At 69.4% G+C, this 20,934-nt stretch carries 19 protein-coding genes; 14 read left to right on the top strand and 5 right to left on the bottom strand.

From position 1 onward, the window contains the following. The first annotated feature begins 2 nt into the window (after positions 1–2). From ddaH to AB4079_RS06590, 3 genes are all read left to right on the top strand, one after another. Positions 3–1,202, top strand: a complete 1,200-nt coding sequence (gene ddaH / locus AB4079_RS06600) for a dimethylargininase (RefSeq protein WP_441786496.1) — start codon at positions 3–5, stop codon at positions 1,200–1,202. 411 nt (positions 1,203–1,613) lie between these two features. Continuing rightward, on the top strand, positions 1,614–3,482 hold the full coding sequence (locus AB4079_RS06595; protein WP_441786495.1) for an ABC transporter ATP-binding protein: 1,869 nt from the start codon (positions 1,614–1,616) through the stop codon (positions 3,480–3,482). Then, positions 3,479–5,293 (top strand): ABC transporter ATP-binding protein, encoded by a 1,815-nt coding sequence (locus AB4079_RS06590; protein ID WP_441786494.1) that lies wholly within the window; start codon positions 3,479–3,481, stop codon positions 5,291–5,293. Before AB4079_RS06595 ends, AB4079_RS06590 begins: the two co-directional genes overlap by 4 nt. A gap of 88 nt (positions 5,294–5,381) precedes the next feature. On the opposite strand, the gene AB4079_RS06585 is transcribed toward AB4079_RS06590, so the two are convergent. Beyond that, positions 5,382–6,344 carry a hypothetical protein gene (locus AB4079_RS06585; RefSeq protein WP_441786493.1) on the bottom strand — a complete coding sequence of 321 codons (963 nt, stop codon included), beginning with the start codon at positions 6,342–6,344 and terminating at the stop codon, positions 5,382–5,384. A 180-nt stretch (positions 6,345–6,524) separates the two neighbouring features. Here AB4079_RS06585 and AB4079_RS06580 point away from each other — a divergent pair, with 180 nt between their 5' ends. The 3 genes from AB4079_RS06580 to AB4079_RS06570 are packed head-to-tail and all read left to right on the top strand — an operon-like array spanning position 6,525 to position 9,388. Further along, on the top strand, positions 6,525–6,872 hold the full coding sequence (locus AB4079_RS06580; protein WP_441786492.1) for a response regulator: 348 nt from the start codon (positions 6,525–6,527) through the stop codon (positions 6,870–6,872). Positions 6,873–6,876: 4 nt separating this feature from the next. Continuing rightward, on the top strand, positions 6,877–7,560 hold the full coding sequence (locus AB4079_RS06575; protein ID WP_441786491.1) for a response regulator transcription factor: 684 nt from the start codon (positions 6,877–6,879) through the stop codon (positions 7,558–7,560). A 4-nt stretch (positions 7,561–7,564) separates the two neighbouring features. Continuing rightward, complete coding sequence (locus AB4079_RS06570) at positions 7,565–9,388, top strand: histidine kinase (RefSeq protein WP_441786490.1); 1,824 nt, start codon at positions 7,565–7,567, stop codon at positions 9,386–9,388. A gap of 45 nt (positions 9,389–9,433) precedes the next feature. Here the strand turns inward: AB4079_RS06570 and AB4079_RS06565 are convergent, their stop codons facing one another. The 3 genes from AB4079_RS06565 to AB4079_RS06555 form a co-directional block, all read right to left on the bottom strand. Beyond that, a complete protein-coding gene (locus tag AB4079_RS06565) occupies positions 9,434–9,856 on the bottom strand; it encodes a hypothetical protein (protein ID WP_441786489.1) in 423 nt (140 codons plus the stop codon). Between the two features lie 78 nt (positions 9,857–9,934). Next, positions 9,935–10,324 (bottom strand): MGMT family protein, encoded by a 390-nt coding sequence (locus AB4079_RS06560; protein WP_441786488.1) that lies wholly within the window; start codon positions 10,322–10,324, stop codon positions 9,935–9,937. Further along, the gene (locus tag AB4079_RS06555; RefSeq protein WP_441786487.1) at positions 10,308–10,760 is read right to left on the bottom strand and encodes a GNAT family N-acetyltransferase; all 453 of its coding nucleotides are present in this window, start codon (positions 10,758–10,760) and stop codon (positions 10,308–10,310) included. The genes AB4079_RS06560 and AB4079_RS06555 overlap by 17 nt, the downstream gene beginning before the upstream one ends. Positions 10,761–10,905: 145 nt before the next feature. Here AB4079_RS06555 and AB4079_RS06550 point away from each other — a divergent pair, with 145 nt between their 5' ends. Next, positions 10,906–12,120 carry an NADP-dependent isocitrate dehydrogenase gene (locus AB4079_RS06550; RefSeq protein WP_441786486.1) on the top strand — a complete coding sequence of 405 codons (1,215 nt, stop codon included), beginning with the start codon at positions 10,906–10,908 and terminating at the stop codon, positions 12,118–12,120. Positions 12,121–12,205: 85 nt separating this feature from the next. On the opposite strand, the gene AB4079_RS06545 is transcribed toward AB4079_RS06550, so the two are convergent. Continuing rightward, the gene (locus AB4079_RS06545; protein ID WP_441786485.1) at positions 12,206–12,994 is read right to left on the bottom strand and encodes an SDR family NAD(P)-dependent oxidoreductase; all 789 of its coding nucleotides are present in this window, start codon (positions 12,992–12,994) and stop codon (positions 12,206–12,208) included. A gap of 90 nt (positions 12,995–13,084) precedes the next feature. Here AB4079_RS06545 and AB4079_RS06540 point away from each other — a divergent pair, with 90 nt between their 5' ends. The 7 genes from AB4079_RS06540 (at position 13,085) to nagB (ending at position 20,878) form a co-directional block, all read left to right on the top strand. After that, positions 13,085–14,266: an ROK family transcriptional regulator gene (locus tag AB4079_RS06540; RefSeq protein WP_441786484.1), complete on the top strand. Its 1,182-nt coding sequence runs from the start codon at positions 13,085–13,087 to the stop codon at positions 14,264–14,266. Positions 14,267–14,337: 71 nt separating this feature from the next. Then, positions 14,338–15,687, top strand: a complete 1,350-nt coding sequence (locus AB4079_RS06535) for an extracellular solute-binding protein (protein ID WP_441786483.1) — start codon at positions 14,338–14,340, stop codon at positions 15,685–15,687. A gap of 89 nt (positions 15,688–15,776) precedes the next feature. Next, a complete protein-coding gene (locus AB4079_RS06530) occupies positions 15,777–16,733 on the top strand; it encodes a carbohydrate ABC transporter permease (RefSeq protein ID WP_441786482.1) in 957 nt (318 codons plus the stop codon). Next, positions 16,730–17,638, top strand: a complete 909-nt coding sequence (locus AB4079_RS06525) for a carbohydrate ABC transporter permease (RefSeq protein ID WP_441786481.1) — start codon at positions 16,730–16,732, stop codon at positions 17,636–17,638. Before AB4079_RS06530 ends, AB4079_RS06525 begins: the two co-directional genes overlap by 4 nt. After that, the gene (locus AB4079_RS06520; protein ID WP_441786480.1) at positions 17,635–19,194 is read left to right on the top strand and encodes a glycoside hydrolase family 3 protein; all 1,560 of its coding nucleotides are present in this window, start codon (positions 17,635–17,637) and stop codon (positions 19,192–19,194) included. The genes AB4079_RS06525 and AB4079_RS06520 overlap by 4 nt, the downstream gene beginning before the upstream one ends. Continuing rightward, the gene (locus tag AB4079_RS06515) at positions 19,191–20,093 is read left to right on the top strand and encodes an ROK family protein (RefSeq protein WP_441786479.1); all 903 of its coding nucleotides are present in this window, start codon (positions 19,191–19,193) and stop codon (positions 20,091–20,093) included. Before AB4079_RS06520 ends, AB4079_RS06515 begins: the two co-directional genes overlap by 4 nt. After that, positions 20,093–20,878 carry a glucosamine-6-phosphate deaminase gene (nagB, locus tag AB4079_RS06510; RefSeq protein WP_441786478.1) on the top strand — a complete coding sequence of 262 codons (786 nt, stop codon included), beginning with the start codon at positions 20,093–20,095 and terminating at the stop codon, positions 20,876–20,878. The genes AB4079_RS06515 and nagB overlap by 1 nt, the downstream gene beginning before the upstream one ends. Positions 20,879–20,934: the final 56 nt, after the last annotated feature.

Genomic DNA, 20,934 nt, shown 5'->3' with positions numbered 1-20,934 from the left:
TCATGACGTCTTCCTGGGGCCGCCGGCTCGTCGCATCCCTCTCCGCCGCTGTCGCTGTCGCAGCCATCGCCTTCGTCGCCTCGACGTTCGTGATCCTGGTCGCCAGCCAGCTGAACTCGGCGGCGCTCGCCACCACGACGCCGTATGTGGGATGGAACTCGCTGGTGGCGCTGGTGCTCGGCTTCGTCGCCGCGCTGCTCGGCGCCATGGACCGACGCTGGATCGCCGTGGTGACGGGCATCGTGCTCGCCCTGGTGAGCACGGTGCTCGGCACCCTGATCCTCTTCACGGTGCTCAAGGTGACGCTCTCGGGTGATGCCTGGGGGCAGCTGCTCCAGTCGTTCATCGGCATCAACCTGCCGTTCTGGCTCGCGGTCGCTGTGGCGTTCCCGACCGCCGGCTACGCGGTCTTCCGGGCGGTGGAGGGCGATCAGCGGGCCGAGCGTCGGATCGCGCTGGTGCGCATCCCGGCGCCCAACCTCGCCGACGGCCTGACGACGCACATCGACCGCGAGCCGGTGGACACGGACGTGGCCGACGCGCAGTGGGACGCCTACGTGGCCGCGCTCGCCGCGGCAGGCTGGCAGACCGTCGAGGTAGCGAGTGCCGATGGCCTCGCCGACTCGGTCTTCGTCGAGGACACTGCTGTCGTCTTCGGCGACACCGCCGTGATCACGCTGCCCGGCGCGGAGTCGCGCCAGGGCGAGCCGGCCGGCACCGAGGCCGCGCTGCGGGCGCAGGGTCTGCGCCTGGAGCGCATCGAGGCTCCCGGCACGCTGGAGGGCGGCGACGTCCTCAAGGTGGGCTCCACCGTGTATGTCGGCCGCGGGGGCCGCACCAACGCGGAGGGCGTGCGCCAGCTGCGCGCGATCGTGGCCCCGCTCGGCTACACGGTGGTCGCCGTGCCGGTCACCAAGGCGCTCCACCTGAAGACGGCGGTCACGGCCCTGCCCGACGGAACGGTCATCGGCTACGAGCCGATCGTCGACGAGCCGCGCGTCTTCGAGCGCTTCCTGCCCGTCCCCGAGGCGCACGGGACGGCCGTCGTGGTGCTCTCGGACGACACCGTCCTGATGTCGTCGTCCGCGCCGCAGTCCGTTGCTCTGGTCGAGAGCCTCGGCTACACGGTCGTCCAGGTCGACATCTCGGAGTTCGAGAAGCTCGAGGGCTGCGTCACCTGCCTGTCGATCCGCATCCGCTGAGCCCGGCGGCCTCGAGTGGTGACGTGATGTCACCACTCGAGCGAAATTCCGGCTTCTCCTCTCATTTCGACGGGCCGGTTGGGCCCGTCGAGAAGAAAGTCTTGCTTTCTCGCTGAAGCTGGCAATATCCTGTAGGGCTGCCTTGTTGCAGCACTGAGGATGCATTCATCGAGGCTGGGAGGACGCCATGACGACGATCGAGACCGCACGAAAGACCACCGTGCCCGGGTCCGTCGCCGCGCTCGCGGCCGGCCGCCGACCGTCCGGTCGGTAGCTCACAGCCCCCTTCCGCGCGCCACGGCGCGCGCTCGCATCCTTCACGAGGTCTGCCAACGTCGGCGGTCCTTCGGCGACGCCTCCGCGTGCTCGCCGCCGACTCCCGTCGGACCACTCACAGAAAACGGAACCCCCATGTCTGTCGCTTCGGCACAGAAGAAGAACGACCCCAACACCCACGGGAAGAACACCCAGCGGGCGGGCACCCTGCGCACCCTGCTGCGCATCCTGCCGTTCGCGAAGTCCGCCGCGCCCCGCATCGTGCTCGGCATGGTCGCCGCGCTGCTCGCCAGCCTGGTGGCGCTGACCATCCCGCAGGTGCTGCGCTGGCTGGTCGACGGCCCGCTCTCGACGGGCGACTCGTCCGCCGTCTGGCCGGCCGCGCTGCTGGTCGTCGGGCTGGGCGCGGCCGAGGCCGTCTTCATCTCGCTCCGGCGCTGGTTCGTGCTCACGCCCGGCACCCACGTCGAGGCGCGGATGCGCAACGCCCTGTACGAGCAGCTGGAGGACCTCCCGGTCGCGTTCCACGACCGCTGGCCGAGCGGACAGCTGCTGTCGCGCGCGGTCAGCGATCTGAGCCTGATCCGCCGGTGGCTGTCCTTCGGCATCGTGCTGCTGGTGGTCAACGTGGTCACGATCGTGGTCGGCTTCGGCATCCTGATCGCGTGGAACTGGATCCTCGGGCTCATCTTCCTGGTCTGCTCGATCCCGCTGTGGATCTACGGCTTCGTCTTCGAGAACAAGTACTCGGTGATCGCACGCCGCAGCCAGGACCAGGCCGGTGACCTCGCGACGGCTGTGGAGGAGTCGGTGCACGGCATCCGGGTGCTCAAGGCGTTCGGGCGCGGCAAGCATGCCCTCAAGAGCTTCGAGTCCCAGGCCGAGCAACTGCGCGGCACGGAGATCGAGAAGGCGAAGGCCATCGCCGGAATCTGGCTGTGGCTTCTCCTGGTCCCGGACATCGCGTTCGGCATCTGCCTCGTTGTCGGCGTGTGGTTGTCGTCGCAGGGTCAGTTGTCCGTCGGCGAGCTGGTGGCGTTCTTCGCGACCGCGACGGTGCTGCGCTTCCCGATCGAGTCCATCGGCTTCCTGCTCTCGATGACGTTCGACACGCGCACCGCCGCCGATCGTTTCTTCGACGTGATGGATGAGGTCAACACGATCACGGACCCGGTCGAGCCGAAGAAGATCACCGAGCCGCGCGGCGAACTCGTGTTCGACGACGTGCATTTCCGCTACCAGGACTCGCCGGAGCGCTTCCCGGACCTGCTCGACGGCATCCGCCTGACGGTGCGGCCCGGCGAGACGATGGCCCTGGTCGGCCTGACCGGCTCCGGCAAGTCGACCCTCACCGCGCTGACGACGCGTCTCTACGACGTGACCGGTGGCGCTGTGAAGGTCGACGGCGTCGACGTGCGCGACCTCACCCGCTACGACCTCCGTAAGGCCATCGCGATGGCGTTCGAGGATGCGACCCTGTTCTCGGCATCGGTGCGGGACAACGTCCTGCTCGGCCGCGACGACCTCGACCCGTCTTCCGCGGAGGCGGAGCGGGTGCTCACCGAGGCCCTCGACGTGGCGCAGGCCGGCTTCGTGTACGACCTGCCCGAGGGGGTGGAGACGAAGGTCGGCGAGGAGGGCCTCAGCCTGTCCGGCGGCCAGCGTCAGCGCCTCGCCCTGGCCCGCGCGGTCGCGGCCAACCCGAGCATCCTGGTACTCGACGACCCGCTGTCGGCGCTCGACGTCGACACGGAGGCCCTGGTGGAGGCGGCGCTCCGACGTGTGCTCGCCGCGACCACCGCGCTGATCGTGGCGCACCGTCCGTCGACAGTGATGCTCGCAGACCGGGTGGCCCTGCTCGAGGACGGTCGCGTGACCGCCGTCGGCACCCACCACGAACTGCTCGCCACCAGCGAGCACTACCGCTTCGTCATCTCCAGCCTGGAGGACGAGGAGCCGGACAACGATACGACTGGCGAGATCCTGGAGGAGGCGAACCTGTGAGCGCAACGACTGTGCTGGGCGTCGAAGGCGAAGAGCGCAACGACCTCAACAAGGAGGAGAGCAGGCAGGTCCGGCGGCGCTCGCTGCGGCTGCTCGGCTCGCTACTGCACCCGCTGCGGACCCGACTGGTCCTGACCGCGGTGGTGGTCGTCGTGAGCACCGCCGCGCAGGTGGCGGGCCCGGCGATCATCGCGTTCGGCATCGACAACGGGCTGCCGGCGCTGCTCAAGCAGGACTGGTTCCCGCTCGCCGCGGCCGGCATCGCGTACCTGATCACCGGTGTCATCGGCGCCGTGCTGATCGCCTGGTACACCGTGCTGAGTGCGCGGATCAGCCAGGCCATCCTGATCGACCTGCGGAAGCGGGTGTTCCTGCACACGCAGAAGCTCTCGCTGGAGTTCCACGAGTCGTACACCTCCGGGCGGATCATCTCCCGGCAGACCAGCGACCTCGACTCCATCCGCGAGCTGCTCGACTCGGGCATCAACCAGCTGGTGCAGGGCTTCCTGTACATGCTGTTCATCGGGATCGCGCTCTTCTCGATCGACTGGACCAGCGGCGTCGTGCTGCTCTGCTCGCTGGTCCCGCTGTACTTCCTGACCCGCTGGTTCCAGAAGCGTTCGCAGGTGCTGTTCCGCATCTCGCGGGTGGCATCGGCCAAGCTGATCGTGCACTTCGTGGAGACGATGACGGGAATCCGCGCCGTCAAGGCCTTCCGCAAGGAGAAGCGCAACGAGAAGGAGTTCGGCGGGCTGGTCGAGGAGTACCGCGACGTCAACGCGCGCGTCATCCAGCTGTTCGGGATCTTCGACCCCGGGCTCGTGATGATCGGCAACGTGACGGTCGGGGTCGTGCTGCTGGTCGGCGGCTTCCGCGTCGCCGACGGCCAGCTCGCGATCGGCGTGCTGCTCGCCGTCCTGCTGTACACGCGCCGGTTCTTCGACCCGATGGAGGAGATGGCGATGTTCTACAACTCCTACCAGTCGGCCGCGGCCGCCCTGGAGAAGATCTCGGGCGTTCTGGAGGAGGAGCCGAGCGTTCCGGACCCGGTCAAGCCGGTCGACCTGTGGTCGGCGCGGGGGCACGTGCGGTTCGACGACGTCACCTTCGCCTACAAGAAGGACCGCGTCATCCTGCCGCGGTTCACGCTCGACATCCCGGCCGGGCAGACGGTGGCCTTGGTCGGTTCGACCGGCGCGGGCAAGTCGACGCTGGCGAAGCTGATCTCGCGCTTCTACGACCCGAGCGAGGGCTCGGTGCTGCTCGACGGTGTGGACCTCAGGGACCTGCACCCGAAGGACCTGCGCCGGGCGATCGTGATGGTCACCCAGGAGGCGTACCTGTTCAGCGGCTCGGTCGCCGACAACATCGCGCTCGGCAAGCCGGACGCGACGCGCGACGAGATCGTTCACGCGGCACAGGCGGTCGGCGCCCACGAGTTCATCGCCGGTCTCCCGAACGGCTACGACACGGACGTGAACAAGCGCGGTGGCCGGGTCTCGGCGGGCCAGCGGCAGCTGATCTCGTTCGCTCGGGCCTTCCTCGCCGACCCGGCGGTCCTCATCCTGGACGAGGCCACCAGTTCGCTGGACATCCCCAGCGAGCGGCTGGTTCAGGAGGCGCTGCAGACGCTGCTCGCGGACCGCACGGCCGTGATCATCGCGCACCGTCTGTCGACCGTCGCGATCGCCGACCGGGTGCTGGTGATGGAGCACGGCCGCGTCGTCGAAGACGGCACGCCCGACGACCTCATCGCGGGCACCGGCCGGTTCGCGCAGCTCCACGCCGCCTGGCGGGACTCGCTGGTGTAGCGGGCAGCCGCGCCGCGTTCCGGCGGGGACCACGGGGAAGCCTTCCCGTGGTCCCCTCCGCCTGTCTTCGGTCGGCCGAGGGGTTGAGTCAGCCTGCCGGGGACCAGGTCGAGCGCGCCCGGGACGGGCGCAGGATGCGGCGCCGCCTGCGGAGGACGAGGACCTCCGCGCCGGCGTCGATGTAGTCGCTGGCCGTCGCGGCGTCCGCATAGCGCTCCGTGGAGCCGGCGACGATCGTGATGGCGTCCGCGGTGACGGCGCGTCCCGCGGACGCCGTGACGGTCACGCGTGAGGTGACCGGCGCGACGAGCGAGCGGATGCTGCGCCCCAGTTCTGCCACGTGCTCGGGGCGCCTCGTCCGCGGTCCGCCGAACACCTCACCGAGGTCGAGCGTCTCCGTGCGGAGCCCCGTGGCTGACGCGATCCGTGCGCCGGTCTCGACCGCCGCCTGCACGGCGTCCAGGACCTCGCAGGATCCGGCACCCGGCGCGAGGTCCAGCGCGAGCCCGGCCACCCGGACGCCGAGCGTCTGTGCACGGCGGGCAGCCTCCACGGCGACGTCCGGGTCGAGCCGGAGCAGTAGGGACGTTCCCGCGGGTGCGGCAGCGAAACCGTCGAGGTCATGCGGGTCGTCCACGACGAACCGGCGCCCCCCCGCCTCCCAGGCGGTGCGGCGACGCGGCCAGCGCGCTCCGGGCGTCGCGTGCAGTACGCGCCCGAGGTCGGCTCCCGTCCTCTGCAACACGGGGAGGCCGGAGTCGTGCGAGACGACGAAGGCGGCGCCGTCCGCGGCGACCGCCTGGAGAAGTGCTGGATGGGCGAGAGCGCAGACGTCGTAGCGTACGTCCACCCACGGCAGCGCCGCTCGCAGTTCGCGGAACCGCTGCGCCACTCGCGGCAGATCGATGACGACGATCGGCGTCGACGGGCGCGTGCCGCGCGTGCCGCGCGTGCCGGAACGGGGAGCGCGGTCGCCCACCGCGACCGCCCCGGTCGCCGTGGGGTCCACGGCGGTTCCGGTCGGGCCGGCGGTTCGGGTCGCGATGGACATCGCTCTCTCCTCGAGTGGGATTCGGTCCGCCGAGCCGGACCGGCGACCTCATCATTCGGGTTGATGAGGTTGCCTCATATGCTCGTCCGGTGTGCGGCGTCCCGCATCCGGGGGGTCACCTCATTCCGAATGCGTGGAGGCACGGATGAATGACCGGGAGGGTGCGGAGAAAATGGGCACATGTCCCTCCGCGTTGTGATCGTCGACGACCACGAGCGGTTCCGAGCCCAGGCCGCGGAGCTGCTCCGCCTCGAACTGTTCACGGTGGTCGGGGACAGCGACACCGCAGCCGGGGGAGTCGAGCTCAGCAGGCTCCTCGCGCCTGATATCGTGCTCCTGGACGTGGGTCTTCCGGACGCCAGCGGCTTCGACATCGTGCCTGCGATGCGGGCGACCGGAGCGGTCGTCGTGCTCACGTCGAGCCGGTCGGCGACCGACTACGGCAGGCGCGTCACCGACAGCGGCGCAGAGGGCTTCATCAACAAAGACGAGTTGACCGGTGAGGCGATCCGCAGCCTGCTAAGGTAAGCGCGTGAGCGGGGGACAGACAGACGGTTCTCGCGCGCTCCGGGTGGCCGTCGCCGACGACGCAGTGCTTCTGCGCGAGGGGATCGGGCAGATCCTGCGCGCGGGTGGGATCGACGTCGTCGCGTCCGTCGACACGGCCGAGGAGCTTCTCGCCGCGGTCGAGGCCGACGGTGACGTCGACGCGATCGTCCTCGACATCAAGATGCCCCCGACGCACACCGACGAGGGCCTGCGTGCGCTCGAGCTACTGCGTGCGCGGGGGTCACAGGCCGGCGTCCTGTTGCTCTCCATGTACACGACCGCGTCGTACGCCATTCGCGCCATGAGCTCGGGCAGCGGGACGGGCTACCTGCTGAAGGATCGCGTGGCCGACGCCGACACCCTGGTGACGGCCGTCCGCACGGTGGCGCGGGGCGGCTCCATCGTCGACCCGGAGGTCGTGCAGCTGCTGGTGTCCGCGCGCTCGTCGGAGGCCGCGGTGGAGTCCCTGTCCGCCCGCGAGCGGGACGTGCTGCGGCTGATGGCCGAAGGCAAGTCGAACGTCGGAATCGCCGGCGAACTGCACCTCAGCCTGCGGACGGTGGAGTCGCACATCGGGCACATCATGGCGAAGCTCGACGTGGAGGACTCCGCGGAGGGCCACCGGCGGGTTCTCGCGGTGCTGCGCTTCCTCGGCCGGGACACCTGAGCCCGTGGTCGTCGCGCGGCCGGACCTCGCACGCACGGACGCCCTGAGTCCCGTGGCGCGGCCGCACGGCGTACGCCTGCTGGTGCGCGCGCTCTTCGTGACCATCGCCATCGCCTCCAACGTGCTGGCCCAGGTGCTGAGCGCCATGACCGACGACTACGGTCCGCGCCCCTCCGGGGTGGGCTGGGCGATCGTGTTCGTCGGCGTCGCTCTCGACTACATCATCTGTGCGGTGGTCGCCTGGCGACTGGTCAGAAGCTTCGTCCCGGGCTGGCTCATGGTCGGCGCAGCCCTGTTCTGGTCGGCAGGCGCCTGGTACCCGCTGGTCCGGCAGTGGGGCTGGGTGTGGCCGTGGGTGGAGGGCGTCACCGACCTCTGGGCTGTGCTCGTCGGCGTCCTGGTCCTCTGCTACCCCAGCGGGCGGCTGACGGCGCGGTTCGACCGGGCGATCGTACTGGCGGTGACGGTCGCATTCACCGTCCGTCTGGCCGGCATCCTCCTGTTCTCGTCGCCCGAGCCGGCGGAGTGCGGCTGCGCGCCCAACCCGTACGCGGTGCTGCCCAGCGACACCGCCGACTTCTGGCTGGGGCTGGGCTGGCGTTTCGTCGGGCTGGCGCTCATGCTCACCGTCGCTGCGCGGCTGATCGGGCGCTGGTTCACCAGCTCGCTGCCCGCGCGCCGCGTCGCCTTCGTCATGCCGCTCGCGATCCTGCTGTGGTGCCTCGGCACGATCCAGGACTCGCTCAGCTTCGCGTTCGACTGGGACGGCGGCTGGCTGCAGTTCGTCCCGCCGGTCTCCATCGCGCTCATCCCTCCCGCCTTCGTCGGGGGCGTGCTGTACGCCAGAGGGCTGAGATCGCGTGTGGCCGACCTGGTCATCGTCGCGCGCGACAAGGTCGACCGGGGGCTGTGGGAGTCGAGCCTCGCGCGGACGCTGCACGACCCGTCGCTGCGCGTGTTCTGGTGGGACGAGCCGCTGCAGACCTACCAGACCAGCGACGGGCAACGCCCTCCGGAGGCGGTTTCCATCCCCCGGGCCGGGCGCTCGACCCTGGCGATCGACTCGGACCAGGGGCCGATCGCCCTGATCGAGCACGACGTGGCGCTGAGCCAGGACGACCGGCTGCTCGACGCCGTCTCGTCCGCCCTGCTGCTCTCCGTCGACAACGACCGCCTGCGGGCGCGGCTCGAGCGGACCATCCAGGAGCTCCGCGAGTCGCGCCTGCGCATCGTCGAGGAGGGCTACCTCGCCCGGCGCAAGCTCGAGCGGGACCTCCACGACGGCAGCCAGCAGCAGTTGGTCTCGCTGGCGATCAGCCTGCGCATCGCCACCTCGAAGGCGGAGGCGCATGGCGACGAGGAGCTGGCCGGCGACCTGCAGCGCTCGTCGGAGCAGCTCGCCGATGCCCTCCGTGAGCTGCGAGAGCTCGCCCGTGGCATCCACCCGACGGTGCTCACCGACGGGGACCTGCGCTCGGCCATCGAAGAACTCGGCCTGCGCAGCCACCTGCCGGTGGAGGTGCGCGTCGGGCTGAGCGAGCGGCTGCCCGACGTGGTCGAGGAGACGATCTACTTCTGCGTGTCCGAGTGCCTCGCCAACGCCGCAAAGCACTCCCGCGCCCGCAACTGCTCCGTCACGGTGACACGAGCCGACGCGACCGTCACGGTGCTGGTGAAGGACGACGGCCAGGGCGGCGCCAGAATCGAGCCGGGCGGCGGCCTGGAGGGGGTGCGCGACCGGGTGGAGGCGGTATCCGGCCGGGCGGATGTGCGCTCGGTCGAGGGCCTGGGCACCATCATCGAGCTGACCATCCCGGTCGCGTCCTGACGGCGACGGCGGGCCGGCGGGACCCGACTGGGGCCCACCTCGCGACTACTTCGTCGCGGCCTTAGCCGCCCAGACCTGGTCGCCGATCGCGAATGCCGACCAGCCGCCTCCGCAGTCGCCTGCCTGGGCCGGGAATCCGTCCACCGGCCACCAGCTGTCCTGGATGGTCGGCTTCGGCACAGCCGTCGGTTTCGTGCAGGTGTTCGGAACCAGGTGCGTCTTCGACGAGTACGTCAGGATCGCCGACCCGTCTTGAGTGTCGTAGTCGACCCGGATGATCGTCGCGTCATCCGGGATGAACGACGGAGAACCGACGACGGGCGCATGCGCCGCCTTCAGGTCCTTGGCCGTGTCGAAGATCTCCGAGGAGACATGCGGTTCGAAAGCGGTCAACACCGAGCATCCGGAGAGTGCGAAAGCGAGAGCGGTCGTCGTCGCGATGACTCCGGCGGTTCGGATGCGGGGCACGGCAGCTCCAGGGGCAGGCGGACAGGGAATGGAGGAAAGGGCTCCGTTATGAAAGTGAACACTACGGATCTGAATGGTTCATCGGTCCAAGGGATGATTCCGAGTGTCATCGTATCGGGCCAGCCGCAGGTCCACGCGGTAGGCCGCCGTGCCGGCGCCGAGCAGCGGCGTTCCCTCTGCGCGGTAGTGGGGGAGCGCGAGGTGCTCGTGCTTGACCGGCGGATGGCCGCTGGCCCTCACGACGCGCCACCAGGGGACGTCGCTGCCGTAATAGGCCATGATCTGGCCGACCATGCGCGCGGCGCGCGAGCCGAGCGTGGCCGCGACATCCCCGTAGGTCATCACCCGGCCGGGCGGGATGGCATCGACGACCGCGAGGACGCGCTCGACGAAGGAGTCCTGGCCATCGTCCTCACCGGATCCAGCGCCCGGCACCTGGTCGGATGGGCGGTCAGAGATCGAGGGCACCGATCGTCTCGCCGTACTGGGTCTCTCCGACGGGCTGGAAGCCGCTGCGGAGGAAGAACTGCTCCGGACCGAGCTCGCCGGACTCCCAGATGACGTAGAGGCGCTGGTGGTCCCTGGCGCGGGCCTCATCGGCGAGGGCGCGCACGGCGAAGGTGCCGATGCCCCGGCCCTGGTCGTCGGCGTCGACGTTGATGCGCCAGAGGATGGCGGTGAACTCGTCGTGCTCCGCGTGCGGGTCGAAATTGCCCATAATGAAGCCCACGACCTCGTCGCCGTCGAGGACGACGCGCTGCCACGAGGTGTTCGGGTCGACGACGGCCGCCGCTGCCGAGTAGGAGACCGGAGCGATGAACTGCTCCTGGCCCGGCTTCAGTGTCAATGCGTTCGCCGCCACGACGGTCCGCGCGCTCAACTCTTCCAGTCTCAACTCAGCCATGACGAAAGGGTAACGTGCGGGGCGACCGTCGCATAGCTCCGACCGCAGCCGATGGTTCGCCGAGAGAAACTGTCTCGATGTCAAGATAGTTGTCGCGCTCAGGTAAGCTGTCGTCGGCTTGAAACGGCATACACCCAGGAGAAGCATGGACAAGATCAAGGTTGACGGAACGGTCGTCGAACTCGACGGCGACGAGATGACTCGCATCATCTGGAAGGCCATCAAAGACTCACTCATCCACCCGTACCTCGATGTGAACCTCGAGTACTACGACCTCGGCATCCAGAAGCGCGACGAGACCGACGACCAGATCACGATCGACGCGGCGCACGCCATCCAGAAGCACGGTGTCGGCGTGAAGTGCGCCACCATCACGCCCGATGAGGCACGCGTCGAGGAGTTCGGCTTGAAGAAGATGTGGCGGAGCCCGAACGGCACGATCCGCAACATCCTCGGCGGCGTCGTCTTCCGCGAGCCGATCATCATCTCCAACATCCCCCGACTGGTGCCCGGCTGGAACAAGCCGATCGTCATCGGCCGTCACGCTTTCGGCGACCAGTACCGCGCCACCGACTTCGTCTTCGACGGGCCAGGAACGCTGACGATGAGCTTCCAGCCGGCCGACGGCGGCGAGGCGCAGTCCTTCGAGATCTACCAGGCGCCCGGCGCCGGTGTCGCGATGGGCATGTACAACCAGGACGACTCGATTCGCGACTTCGCCCGCGCGTCGTTCAACTACGGTCTCGACCGTCAGTACCCGGTCTACCTGTCGACCAAGAACACCATCCTGAAGGCCTACGACGGCCGCTTCAAGGACCTCTTCCAGGAGGTCTTCGAGGCCGAGTACAAGGAGAAGTTCGACGCCGCCGGGCTCACCTACGAGCACCGCCTCATCGACGACATGGTCGCCTCCAGCCTCAAGTGGGAGGGCGGCTACGTCTGGGCGTGCAAGAACTACGACGGTGACGTGCAGTCCGACACCGTGGCGCAGGGCTTCGGCTCGCTCGGCCTGATGACCTCGGTCCTGACCACCCCCGACGGCTCGGTCGTCGAGGCGGAGGCCGCCCACGGCACGGTCACCCGCCACTACCGCCAGCACCAGCAGGGCAAGCCCACCTCGACGAACCCGATCGCCTCGATCTTCGCCTGGACGCGCGGCCTCGCGCACCGCGGCAAGCTCGACGGCAACCAGGAGCTCATCGACTTCACCCACGCCCTCGAGGACGTCGTGGTGAAGACGGTCGAGGAGGGCAAGATGACGAAGGACCTCGCGCTCCTCGTCGGTCCCGAGCAGAAGTTCCTCACCACCGAGGAGTTCCTCGACGCGATCGCCGAGAACCTGAAGACCCGCATGGCCTGAACGCTGCGCGCACATTTGCGCCGAATGTCGGTTCTCGCGGCGGCGAGAGGCGACATTCGGCGCAAATCGTTAAGCGGTTGTCGCGTCAGCGGGCGGTCCAGCCGCCGTCGATGGCGAGCGTCTGGCCGGTGATGAGGGATGCGGACGGCGACGCCAGGAACGCGACCGCTCCCGAGACCTCGCGCGGCACGCCGATGCGGTGGAGCGCGGCGATGCGCTCGACGGTGTCGGCGCGGAACGCGTCGTCCGAGAGCGCGGCCGCGGTGCCGTCGGTCTCGATGAAAGTCGGAGCCACCGCGTTCACGCGGATGCCGTACTGCCCCCACTCCACCGCCAGGCAGCGGGTGAGGTGCACGACCGCCGCCTTCGCGGCGCAGTACGACGATTCGCCCGGCAGCGCGACGAGTCCCGCCTGCGAGGCGACGTTGACGATCGACCCGCCGCCGTTCTGGAGCATGCTCGTGGCGAGGTGCTGCGAGAGGAAGAACGTCGAGCGTGCGTTGAGCTGCCACACCCGGTCGAAGTCCTCCTCGGTCACCTTCAGGGCCGGTGCGTCGATCCCGCCGCCGGCGTTGTTCGCCAGGATGTCGATCGGCCCAAGGTTGCCGATGGCCGCGTCGATAGCCGATCGGCACGCTGCCAGATCGAGCACGTCCATCCGGATCGCCGTCGCCTGAACCCCGAACGCGCGCAACTCCTCGACCAGCTCCGACGTGCCCTCGGGGTCGCGGACTCCGAGGACGACGTCCGCGCCCTGACCGGCCAACTCCAGCGCGATCTCGCGGCCGAGTCCGCGACTGGCGGCGGTCACCAGTGCCCGCGAGCCGGTGAGCGAGAAGGGGGTGCGGGTGGATGCGGTGCTGGGCGACGTCATGCCGCCATCCTGCCGCCGTTGTCCAGCATCCAGGTAACGACTTCATTTCGTCTCTTGCATTTCATTTGTTCGTAAGCTTTACTAACAAACATGACGACGACGGACGTGCAGGGAAGCACCGGCGGGCTGGGCCCGGGCCGGGTGCTCCGGCCGCGCGTCAAGGTGCTCCCGGAGCACGCGCGTGGGCACAACCGCTCGCTCGTCCTGCAGACGCTGTACCGGTCCGGCACCCGCAGCCGCGCCGATCTCGCCCGCGAGACCGGACTGACCAGGGTCACCGTCTCCGACCTCGTCGCCGAGCTGCTCGCCGAGGGGCTCGTCATCGAACTGGGGCAGCGGGAGTCGGCGCGACCGGGCAAGCCGGCCGTCCTCCTCGACATCAACCGCAGCGCCCACCAGATCGTCGGCGTCGACCTCAGCGACCACGACCGCTTCCGCGGCGCGGTGATGGACCTCGACGGCGCGATCATCGCCTCCGCCGAGGTGTTGCTGGCCGACCACGACGGTCGGGTCGCGACCGGTGAGGATGCGCTCGGCAAGGTCGAGTCGCTCGTCGACCGGCTCGTGGCGGCGGCGACGGCCCCGATCCTCGGCATCGGGGTCGGCTCGCCCGGCGTCGTCGACCTGACCGGCACCATCCTCACCGCACCGAACCTGGGCTGGGCCGACCTCTCCCTCCAGCAGCACCTCGCAGCGCGCACCGGGCTGCCGGTGATCGTCGCCAACGATGCAAACGCGGCTGCGCTCGCGGAGCACACCTACGGGGGAGCGGCCGGCGACATGATGCTCATCCGCGTCGGCCACGGCATCGGCGCAGGGCTGCTCGTCGCCGGCGCCCTCGTCTACGGCAGCCGCTACGCGGCGGGCGAGATCGGCCAGGTCATGGTCGGCACAGACCTGGGGCTCGACACCACGTACAACCGCGACCAGGTGCTCGAGCACTGGCTCAGCGTCCCCCAGCTGCAGCGCGGCCTCCACGACGCCCAGGCGGCCGGGGTGGATGCGACCCCCATCCTGCGCGAAGCGGGCCAGCGGCTCGGTATCGCCCTCGCGCCCGTCGTCGGCGCCCTCAACCTGTCGGAGATCGTGCTCAGCGGCCCGACCGAACTGCTCGACGGCCCGCTCGCCGAGGCGACCGTCCACACGCTCCGGAACCGGACGATGGCGGAGAACCACGCCGAACTGTCCCTCCGGATGACCACGCAGGGGCAGGACATCGTCCTGCGCGGCGCGGCCGTTCTCGTCCTCTCCGGACGGCTGGGGGTCTCGTGAGAGCGCGTCACCCCATCGACCATTTCGAAGTCCCTACCCAACAGAGTCCCACCATTACGAAAGGAACAGCCATGAAGAGAAAGCTCGTCGGCCTCGCCGCTGTGGCTACGGCTTCCGCTCTCGTGCTCGCCGGATGCGCCTCAGGAGGCTCCACCGGAGCCAGCACCGACGGCAAGGGCAAGACGGTCACCCTGTGGCTCGTCGGCTCCGACACCCCGGACAAGCTGCGGAACTACCTGAAGACGGAGTTCAACAAGGAGACCGGGGCGACCCTCAAGATCGAGCAGCAGGACTGGGGAGACATCGTCACCAAGCTCACCACCGCGCTGCCCGACGCGAACAACACGCCGGACGTCACCGAGATGGGCAATACCCAATCGCCCACGTTCACCAATGTGGGTGCGTTCCTCGACATCTCCGACATGTACAAGGAGCTGGGCGGAAGCGACCTGCTCCCGTCGTTCGTGGAGGCCGGGAAGGTGGACGGCAAGAACTACACGCTGCCGTACTACTTCGGCTCGCGATACATGTTCTACCGCAAGGACGTCTACCAGGCGGCCGGGGTCTCGGTGCCCACCACCCTCGACCAGTTCAACACGAACGTCGCGACCATCACGTCCAAGAACCCGAAGGGGATCGACAACTTCTCCGGCTTCTTCCTCGGCGGTCAGGACTGGCGTGACGGCATCTCCTGGATCTTCGCCAACGGCGGCGACATCGCCAAGAAGGACGGCACGAAGTGGAAGGCCACGCTCGAGTCCGACAACTCGCTCAAGGGTCTCCAGCAGCTCCAGGACCTGTACAAGAACGCATCCAAGGCGCCGAACGACGCCAAGGACTCGAACCAGTACATCTACGTGAACGACAGCGACCAGACCCTCGACGCCAACGGCAACAAGACCGGTGACACGTCTTTGGCGGCCGCCACCATCATGGCTCCGGGATGGGCGCACTGGTCGATCGGCGACCTCGGGAAGGGCGCGGACGGCAAGCCGACCCGCACCTGGAATGACGCCACCTTCGGCACCTTCGTGCTCCCGGGCAACGACGGCAAGCCGGCACCGGTGTTCGCCGGCGGCTCAAACATCGGCATCTCGGCGAAGACCAAGGAGCCGGGACTGTCGAAGACGCTCCTGAAGATCATGTTCTCGAAGGAGTACCAGGAGATGCTCGGCCAGAACGGCCTCGGCCCGGCGAACTCGAAGTACACGTCGTCCCTCGGTGACGACCAGTTCGCCAAGGCGCTGATCGAGTCGGCGTCCAACTCCAAGCTGACCCCGGCCGCACCCGGCTGGGCCTCGGTGGAGTCGGGCAACGTGATGGAGGAGTTCTTCTCCAAGATCCGCGACGCATCCGACCTGAAGGCCCTCGCGCAGGAGTATGACAAGAAGATCGACGCTCTGCTGAACGTCAAGAGCTGACCACCGCTCGAACCATGGGACGCAACACGCCGTGTCGGCACTGACCGGTGCGGCGTGTTGCGTCACACGGAACAACCAAGGAGACGTCCGTGACCGCCACTGAGGACACCCGCCTCATCCTGCCGCCTGCCCCGCCGCCGGCGTCGAACCAGCCGCGCAGGCGCCGCGGGAAGATCACGCCGTACGGCCTGGTGCTGCCGGCCATCGTCATCCTGCTCGTCGCGCTCGGCTACCCGGTCGTCTGGCAGCTGATCACGTCGATGCAGCACTTCGGGCTGGCCCAGCAGTTCGGCAAGCCGGCTGCCTTCGTCTGGTTCGAGAACTACATCACCCTGTTCTCGGACGGCTACACCTGGGTGGTCGTCGCACGTTCCATCGCCTTCTGCCTGGTGACCGCCTTCGTCACCGTGATCATCGGTGTCGGGATGGCCCTGCTGATGAACGCCGTCAACCGTGCGGTGCGCATCATCCTGCAGGTCGCTCTGCTGCTCGCCTGGGCCATGCCCGTCGTCGCCGCGATGACCGTCTGGAACTGGCTGTTCGACTGGCGCCGCGGCGTCGTCAACTACACCCTCACCTCGTGGGGGCTGGACTTCCAGGACCACAACTGGCTGCAGAACCCGCTCTCGTTCTTCTTCGTGGCGATGGTCATCGTCACCTGGATGAGCGTGCCGTTCGTCGCCTTCTCTGTCTACGCCGGACTCACCCAGGTCTCCACCGAAGTGGTGGAGGCGGCGCAGATGGACGGCGCACGCGGATGGCAGCGGCTGCGGTACATCATCCTGCCGATCATCCGGCCGGTGCTCGGCATCGTGCTGCTGCTGCAGATCATCTGGGATCTGCGCGTGTTCGCTCAGATCAAGCTGCTGCAGGACAAGGGCTCCATCGCCAGCGAGACCAACCTGCTCGGCACCTACATCTACCAGCTCGGCGTGGGCTCCAGTGACTTCGCGATGGCCAGCGCCGTCAGCGTCTTCGTGCTCGTGCTCACGGTCGCCCTCAGCTGGTTCTACGTGCGCCACCTGCTCAAGGAGGACGAATCATGACCGCTGCGCCCTCGCTTCGTAAATCCGGCACCCGCTCGACCGCCGTCGCCGCCCGGCCCCGGAGCCGTCGCCGCATCCGCCCCTCGCGTGTGCTGCTCGGCGCCCTCGGTGTCGCGCTCGCCCTGATCTGGGCGTTCCCGGTGTACTGGATGGTGAACTCGGCGCTGCTGCCGAACGTCATCCTGCAGAACACGACACCGACCTGGCTGCCGTTCGGAGGCTCGTTCGACAACTTCAGCGCGGTCGTCGCCGGCGGGACGTTCTTCCCGGCGCTCGGGATGAGTGTCGCCGTCGCGCTGATCACCGTCGTCTGCTGCCTGGCGTTCGCGTTCCTCGCGGCGCTCGCGATCAGCCGGTTCCGCTTCCGCGGCCGCAAGGCGTTCGTCCTGGCGGTGCTGCTCATCCAGATGCTCCCGGCGGAGGGCCTATTCATCGCGCAGTACAAGCTGATGGGCACGCTCGGCCTGCTCAACACGGTCGTCGGGGTCAGCATCCTGTACGTCGCGGCGGTGGTGCCCTTCACGATCTGGATGCTGCGCGGCTTCGTCGCCGGCATCCCGGCCGACCTCGAGGAGGCCGCGATGGTGGACGGGCTCAGCCGGACCCAGGCCTTCCTGCGGATCACGTTCCCGCTGCTCGCCCCCGGACTCGTCGCCTCCGGCGTCTACGCGTTCCTGCAGGCCTGGAACGAGTTCACGGTGGCGCTCGTCATCCTGCCGCAGTCGAGCAGCGCGACGCTTCCGCTCTGGCTGCGCGGGTTCGTCCAGCAGTCCGCCTCCCGCGCCACCGACTGGGGCCAGGTCATGGCGGCGTCGACGCTGGTCGCGGTGCCCGTCATCATCTTCTTCCTCATCGTGCAGGGGCGGATGACGAGCGGGCTGGTCAGCGGGGCGGTGAAGGGGTGACCGGCGCGTCCGTCACCGAAACCGCCCCGACCCTCCCCGACCTGCGCCGCAGCATCGCCGCGACGCTGTTGCCGGGATTCGTCGGGACGACACTCCCCGAGTGGCTCGCCGCGCGACTCCGGGAGGGCCTGGGCGGAGTGTGCCTGTTCGGTCAGAACATCGCATCTGCCGAGCAGCTGCGCGCCATGACCGACGCCATCTACGCAGCCAACCCGGACGCCATCGTCGCGATCGACGAGGAGGGCGGAGACGTTACCCGGCTGTACTACGAGAGCGGCTCGCCCTATCCCGGGAACGCGATCCTCGGCCGGCTGGATGACGTCGCCTACACCGAGGACGTCGCGCGACGGGTGGGGGAGGAGCTGAGGCGCGCCGGTGTGAACCTCGACTTCGCGCCCGACATCGACATCAACTCCAACCCGGACAACCCGGTGATCGGCGTGCGCAGCTTCGGCACCTCGGCGGACGTGGTCGCCGAGCACGGCGCGGCGTGGGCGCGGGGGCTCCAGTCCGCGGGCGTCGCGGCCGCGGCCAAGCACTTCCCGGGCCACGGGGACACGGGGGCGGACTCCCACCGGGAACTTCCGGTGGTCGACCTGTCGGCGGCCCAGCTGCGCGAGCGCGAACTCGTCCCGTTCCGCGCGGTCGTCGCCGCGGGGGCGCGGGCGGTGATGACCTCGCACATCCTGCTGCCGCAGCTCGACGCGGCCCTTCCGGCCACGCTCAGCCCGGCGATCATCGAGGGGATGCTGCGCGGCGAGCTCGGCTTCGACGGCGTCGTCGTCAGCGACGCCCTCGACATGCACGGTGCGAGCGGAGAGCGCGGCATCCCGGAGGCGGCGGTGCTGGCGCTCGCCGCCGGCTGCGACCTGCTCTGCATCGGCACCGAGAACACCGACGCCCAGCTCACCGCCATCGAGCAGGCCATCGCCACCGCCGTCGCGCTCTCCCGTCTCTCCCCGTCCCGTCTCGCCGACGCCTCCGCCCGCGTCCGCACCCTCGCGCACTCCATCCGCCCCACCGTCGAGTCCTCACAAAGTGAACGGCTCGACGGCGTGTCGCGTGCACTTTTTGAGGACTCGACGGAGCTGCGGGGGGCGGATGTGCGGGAGGTGGGGCGGGCGATTGAGGTGAGTGCGTATGCGCGGGAGTGGGTGCGGGAGAGTGACGGGATCTACTCCGTCGTGCGGATCGATACGGTGGCGAACATGGCGGTGGGGACGGCACCGTGGGGGCCGTTCGCCGAGGTGGAGGCGGATCCGACGGGCGCGCGGGGGGCCAGGTTCGCTGCCAACCCGATGGTGCTGTTCACCGAGGGCGACCATCCCGACCTCGTGCTCGCCGCACGATCGCCGGTGCTGGTCGTCGGCAGGGACAACCACCGGCACGCGTTCGCCCGCGCCGCGATCGACCGGCTCCGCGCCGAACGCGAGCGTGTGCTCGTGGTCGACATGGGCTGGCCCAGCGACGACCGCGCCTACGCCGACATCGCGACCTTCGGTGCGTCGCGGCTGGTCGGGCGCGCCCTGCTCGAACTGCTCGGGCAGAGGTCGTGAGGCTCGGCATCGACATCGGCGGCACAAAGACCGACGCGGTCGCCGTGGATGAGCGCGGCGCCCTGGCCCAGCGGGTGCGGCTCCCCACCGGATTCGGTCACGCCGCCGTCGTGGACACCGCTGTGGCGGCGGTGTCGCGCATCGGCGAGCTGACGGGGCTGGCGCCGGCCGCCTTCCAGTCGATCGGCGTCGGTGTGCCCGGGATGGTGGACACCGCATCCGGGAACGTCGCCCACGCCGTCAACCTCGGACTCGACCGGCTGGAGCTCGGCGGCATGCTGGCGGGGAGGCTGGGCGTCGGCGTCCGCGTCCGCGTCGAGAACGACGTCAAGGCGGCCGCCCTCGGCGCGTACCACCTGCTGGGTCTGTCCGGCACCATGGCCTACCTCAACCTCGGCACCGGGATGGCGGCCGGCATCGTCGTCGACGGGAGGCTGTGGCGGGGCAGCGGAGGGATCGCCGGCGAGATCGGCCACCTGCCGGTCGACCCGCAGGGTCCGCTGTGCGCGTGCGGGCAGCGGGGCTGCCTGGAGACCGTGGCGAGCGGCTCCGGAGTGGCCCGCCAGTGGCCCACGCACGACCCGCTGCCAGTTCGCGCGGTGTTCGCCGCCGCGGCCGCGGGCGACCCGGACGCCCGGGCGATCACGGCTAGGCTGGCAGCGGGCATCGCCGCCGCGGTGCGCGTCCTGGTGCTCACCGTCGACCCCGCCACCGTGGTGATCGGGGGAGGCCTGAGCCACCTCGGGGAGCGCCTGCTCGGCGACGTCCACGGGGTGCTGCACGACGCGGAGCGCGCGTCGCCGTTCCTGGCGTCGCTCGACCTCGCCGGGAGGGTGCGCCTCGTCCCGGAAGGAACCCCCGTCGCCGCGCTGGGTGCGGCACTCGTAGGAGAGAACTGATGGCCGAAATCGTCGTCGTCCCCGACCAGGACGCCGCGGGCGCGCTCGCCGCGCGCAGCATCCTGGACCTCATCGCCCTGAAGCCGGACGCCGTGCTCGGCCTGGCGACCGGTTCCACCCCGCTGGCGGTGTACCGGGCGCTGGAGCGCGGCATCCGGGAGCGTGGGGTGGACGTGTCCCACGTCCGCGGCTACGCGCTCGACGAGTACGTCGGACTCCCGGCCGGTCACCCCGAGTCCTACCGCGCGGTCATCACGCGCGAGGTGGTCGAACCGCTGGGGCTGACGCCGTCGCTCATCCACGTGCCGAACGGGTCCCTCGAGGGCATCGAGCACGCCGGCGCCGACTACGAGCGGGCCATCGCGGAGTCGGGCGGGGTGGATGTGCAGCTGCTCGGGATCGGGACGGACGGGCACATCGGGTTCAACGAGCCGGGCTCGTCGTTCGCGTCGGTCACCCGCGTCAAGACGCTGACCGAGCAGACCCGCGCGGACAACGCGCGCTTCTTCGCGTCGGAGGACGAGGTGCCGATGCACTGCATCACGCAGGGGCTGTCGACCATCATGAGGGCGCGTCACCTGATGCTGCTGGCCTTCGGCGAGGGCAAGGCGGAGGCTCTGGCCGGCGCGGTCGAGGGGCCGGTGTCCGCCTCCAACCCCGGGTCTGCTGTCCAGCTGCACCCGCACGTCACGGTGCTGGTCGATGAGGCAGCCGCGTCGCGGCTGAAGAACATCGACTACTACCGCTACGCCTACGCGAACAAGCCCGCCTGGCAGACCCTGTAGCGCCGCGAGTGCGGCCGTTTGTCACGTCCGCGGTGCGGCGCGCGGCGGCGAATGCG

Source organism: Leifsonia sp. 2MCAF36, assembly GCF_052115525.1.
Classification (GTDB): Bacteria; Actinomycetota; Actinomycetes; order Actinomycetales; family Microbacteriaceae; genus Leifsonia.
This window is presented reverse-complemented; position numbering and strand designations above follow the sequence as displayed.